Origin of the sequence: Moraxella sp. CTOTU48268, assembly GCF_032069585.1 — a bacterium.
Taxonomy (GTDB): Bacteria; Pseudomonadota; Gammaproteobacteria; order Pseudomonadales; family Moraxellaceae; genus Faucicola; species Faucicola cinerea.
The window spans coordinates 37,210-42,125 of sequence record NZ_DAMALV010000015.1 but is presented as its reverse complement, the minus strand read 5'-3'; the positions used below and the strand labels follow the sequence as shown (position 1 = coordinate 42,125).

The window sequence follows — 4,916 nt, the reverse complement described above, 5'->3', positions numbered from 1 at the left end:
ACTACCCGCCTAAAAATTAGTCTTCTACCTGCATCATCACTTGTTCAGAGAGTGCCACGGTATTAAACCCAGCATCGACAAATAAAATCTCGCCGGTGATACCAGACGCCCAAGGCGATAACAAGAACATCGCGGCATTACCGACTTCTTCAATATTGACATTGCGCTGTAGCGGTGACATTTTGGCGTTGGTGTCGAGCATTTTACGAAATGATTTGATACCGCTTGCCGCCAAGGTACGAATTGGACCTGCAGAAATCCCATTGACACGGATACCATCGCTACCCATTGAGCTCGCAAGGTAGCGAATGCTCGCTTCCAGACTCGCTTTGGCTAGACCCATGACATTGTAGTTTGGCAACACATGGATACTGCCTTCATACGTCAAGGTTAACAGTGAGCCTTGGCGTTTTGCCAGCAATTCACGGCTGGCTTTAGCAAGCGCCACAAAGCTGTAGCTACTAATATCATGGGCAATGGCAAAGCCTTCACGAGTGGTCACTTGGGTAAAATCACCATCTAGCTGATCAGCAGGGGCAAAACCAATGGCATGCACGACCCCATCAATGCCCTCTGGCCAGTGTGCAGCAACTTGGGCAAAACACGCTTCGATTTCGCTATCTGATGCCACATCACAGGCCAATACCTTCTCTGCACCAAACGTTTCGGCTGCCATATCCACGCGTTTTTTCATTTTTTCATTTGGATAGGTCAAAATTAAACTCGCGCCTTCACGATGTAACGCTTCTGCGATACCCCAAGCAATCGATAATTTACTGGCGATACCGGTAACAACGAAACGCTTCCCTGTTAATAGCATGGTTTTTCCTTATTTTTCAGTGAACGAATATGCACTATAATAGCTCAAAATTAGGGGTTAATTCTAGCAAAAAACCCAAACAAAGCAAATTTAGTGATTTTCATGGCGTTTGTGACAAAAATCACTTTACAAATAGTGGTAAAGCGTTAAGCTATGCCTATTTTTTTTCAACTTAAATGTTATCATGACTATGCCTGCAAATTTTGACGAGATTATCCAACAAAACAGTGATGCCTACCGCACCCTAATTGCATCAACAGGGGAAGACTTAACACGTGAGGGACTGCTTAATACCCCAGAACGTGCCGCTAAAGCCTTTAGTTTTTTAACCCAAGGCTACCATCAAGATTTGGTCGAAATTACCAATAACGCGATTTTTCCAACTGACAATAATGAATTGGTTATGGTAAAAAATATCGAGTTTTATTCGATGTGTGAGCATCACATGTTGCCTTTTTATGGCGTGGCGCATGTGGCGTATCTGCCCGATGGCAAAGTGATTGGACTGTCAAAAATGGCACGTATCGTGGATATGTACGCGCGCCGTTTGCAAATTCAAGAAAACTTAACCCGTCAAATCGCGCAAGCGGTGATGGATATGACAGGGGCAAAAGGCGCGGCGGTGGTGATGGATGCCGCGCATATGTGCATGATGATGCGCGGCGTGATGAAACAAAAATCTGATACCCGCAGTATGTCACTACTGGGCGAATTCAAACACAATACCGAGGCAAGACAAGCGTTGTTAATGGCGATTCCAAGCGCCTAGTGTCTAAACTTAATACCTAAACTTAGCGCCTAAACAGTCAACCTAAATTAACTAGTCAAATAAGCCCCAGTGATGTTACTGGGGCTTATTTATATTCAGCCGATTTATAACGGGCATATAGTACTTTTCAATGTCATCCATTGGCGATACACTAAAATGGTTTTCGATTTTTGCCCTGTGAGCCCATAACATTAAAACAATAACAAGGAACATAAAATGATCCATCATACCAAGGCGATTAACAGCTTTCTTGATTACGTTAAAGTTCAATTACCGATCATCCAAGCGCCGATGGCAGGTGTCCAAGACAGCAAACTTGCTATCGCTGTGTGCCAAGCAGGCGGACTCGGCTCACTCCCCGGCGCCTTACTCAGCCTACAAAAAATTGAAAGTGAAATTAAGGCTATTCGTGCTGCGACTGACGCCCCCTTTAATGTCAATTTTTTTGCCCATCAACAACCTGACTATACCCAAGCGATGCAAGAAAAATGGTTGAATGCCCTACAACCTTATTATCAAGAATTTGGTTTGGCGCAAGATGAGATAGCCACGACCGGTGGACGTCAGCCATTTACCCATGAACAAGCAGCGCTATTGGCGGATTTAAAAGTCCCTGTGGTGAGTTTTCATTTTGGGCTACCGGACAAAGCTTTGTTAAATATCGTCAAAAAATCCGGGGCGATTGTGATATCCTCTGCCACCACGCCTGCGGAAGCACGCTGGTTGCAGGCCAATGGGGCGGATATGATTATCGCGCAGGGATTGGAAGCAGGCGGACATCGGGGTATGTTTTTAAGCCAAGATGTGACGCTGCAAGCGGGCACTTATAGCCTATTGCCCAATATCATCCGCTCTGTCAGTTTGCCGGTGATTGCGGCAGGCGGTATCAGCGACAACGCTACCGCACAAGCAGCGTTTGCTATGGGCGCCAGTGCAGTACAGGTGGGTACTGCTTTTTTGCTGGCAGATGAGTGTGATACCAAAGACTTTCACCGCAAGGCACTGCAAAGTGAGCGAGCCGAACACACCGCTTTAACCAATGTATTTAGTGGCGGCTTAGCACGTGGGATTGTCAATCGCTTTATGCAAGAAGCGGGGTATATTAGCAAGTCTGCACCGCCATTTCCCCATGCATCGTTTGTGAGTAACCCCCTTAAAGCCAAAGCCGAAAGCATGGGAAGTGATGAGTTTAGCTCACTGTGGGCAGGGCAAAATGCGAGATTGGCGAAAAGTGGTACAGCAGATAAAATTATTCAAGATTTACTTGGCTACTAATTGCAAAAAATAATCTTGATATATTTTGTTAGTAAAAAAAACGTGAGTCGCAGCACTCACGTTTTGTTTAATGAACAGTTTAGAAACCTAATGTTTTGCCATCAGGATTTCTTGGGTCAGAATAGCCATAAAACCCAGAATCATCCGCTTGAATAATTTGAATACGTCCCATTGGTGCTTTAGTAACAACTTTATGACCTTTGTCTTGCAACAATTTTATCGTATCAGGACTAATGCCTTCTTCAACCCTAAGCTCATCGGGTAGCCATTGATGATGAACTCGTGGTGTAATTATCGCTTCTGCTGGATTCATTTCATGGTCAATAGTATTAACCACACTTTGCAATACAGTCGTGATGATACGAGCCCCACCTGGACTACCTGTAACCAGCCAAGGTTTATTATTCTTCATGACAATCGTTGGTGTCATTGAAGAAAGTGGACGTTTTTTTGCTTCAATCGCATTGGCAGTGCCACCCACTAGACCAAACGCATTTGGCACACCGGGTTTCACTGAGAAGTCATCCATTTCATTATTGAGTAAAATCCCTGTGCCTTCTGCAACAATGCCACTACCAAAGTTAAGATTTAATGTATAGGTGACAGCAACGGCATTGCCCGCTTTATCCATGACTGAAAAATGCGTAGTCTGGTCACTTTCATAAGGTTGTGGTTTACCAGGTTTAATGCTTGATGAAAGTCTTGCTTTATTATCATCAATCGTTTTGACCCGTTCATTAGCATATGCTTTCGATGTTAAACCTGTGACAGGGATTTTGACAAAATCCGGGTCGCCCAAATATTCTGAGCGGTCAGCATAGGCTAATTTCATACTCTCTGCCATGTGGTGAATATTTTTGGCACTATTTACCCCATCTTCTTTGATAGGGTAATGCTCAAGCATATTTAATATCTCAATCAAGTGTACACCACCTGAACTTGGGGGTGGCATAGTAACAACTTTATAGCCTCGATAATCACCAATAATTGGCTGACGCTCAACAACTTTATATGCTTTTAAATCTTCAAGTGTCATTGTGCCACCATGTGATTGCATTTCTTTAGCAATTTTTGTGGCGATTTCACCTTGATAAAATGCTTTTGCCCCTTGTTTGGCAATCAAACGCAATGATTTCGCCAAGTCTTTTTGTATCAATAAATCACCAGATTTCAGCGGTTCACCGTTTTTGAAAAAAATCGCTTTGCTAGCTGCCCATTTACCCAGTGTTGATTTTTCTTCTTTTAACGTCTGTGCCAATACATCACTGACAATAAACCCTTTGTCTGCAAGCTTAATTGCAGGCTCAAGCACTTTAGATAATGGCATTGTACCCCATTTTTTTAGCGCGTATTCCATCCCAGCTACTGTACCAGGCACACCTGAAGCGTCATGCGTGAACAATGATTTTCCATCAATAACATTCCCTTGATTATCAAGGTACATATCACGGCTAGCTTTGGCTGGCGCAATTTCGCGAAAATCAATCGCAACATCTTTGCCAGTTTTATCATCATGCAACACCATAAAACCACCACCACCAATGTTGCCTGCATTTGGCAAGACGACTGCTAAGGCAAATCCAACCGCGACCGCCGCATCGATAGCATTCCCGCCTTGTTTTAATATATCCAAACCAACTTGCGTTGCTAACCCTTGCTCGGAAGCCACCATACCATTTTTACCATAGACAGGATGAAAGATATCATTACTGCTATCGTAGCGATTTGCCGCTGACTGGCTAGCATTGGTGGCTGGTTGTGGTAATAGTTTGCTTTGGGCAATGGGTGATATCACCAGCATTAAAGCCAATGACAGATTGGTTAAAATCAGTTTAGGTTTTAGTCGCATGTCCCTATCCTTCTAAATTACTAGTTGATGTTGTAGCAGATACAAATAATATGTATTGCTACAATATACATAAATCCTTTCACAAAAAACGTCATATTAAATTGTGACAAAAATATTTTTGTTATCTGACCAATTCGTTAATTTTTCTAACGGATATCTAAGTTATAAGTATTTACCACAATCTGCAAGCTTTTTTAACTGCC

General features: G+C 43.2%; 4 protein-coding genes. 2 read left to right on the top strand and 2 right to left on the bottom strand.

The genetic code is table 11. The features are described 5' to 3' along the window. Window positions 1-16: 16 nt before the first annotated feature. Window positions 17-820: an enoyl-ACP reductase FabI gene (locus RT143_RS06975; protein WP_219332845.1), complete on the bottom strand. Its 804-nt coding sequence runs from the start codon at window positions 818-820 to the stop codon at window positions 17-19. A 190-nt stretch (window positions 821-1,010) separates the two neighbouring features. On the opposite strand from RT143_RS06975, the gene folE reads away from it, so the two are divergent. After that, window positions 1,011-1,589 carry a GTP cyclohydrolase I FolE gene (gene folE / locus RT143_RS06970; protein ID WP_007115330.1) on the top strand — a complete coding sequence of 193 codons (579 nt, stop codon included), beginning with the start codon at window positions 1,011-1,013 and terminating at the stop codon, window positions 1,587-1,589. A 216-nt stretch (window positions 1,590-1,805) separates the two neighbouring features. Then, window positions 1,806-2,864, top strand: a complete 1,059-nt coding sequence (locus RT143_RS06965; RefSeq protein WP_313092062.1) for an NAD(P)H-dependent flavin oxidoreductase — start codon at window positions 1,806-1,808, stop codon at window positions 2,862-2,864. A 79-nt stretch (window positions 2,865-2,943) separates the two neighbouring features. On the opposite strand, the gene ggt is transcribed toward RT143_RS06965, so the two are convergent. Continuing rightward, entirely contained in the window at window positions 2,944-4,713 is a 1,770-nt protein-coding gene (gene ggt, locus RT143_RS06960; protein ID WP_313092061.1) for a gamma-glutamyltransferase, read from the bottom strand. Window positions 4,714-4,916: the final 203 nt, after the last annotated feature.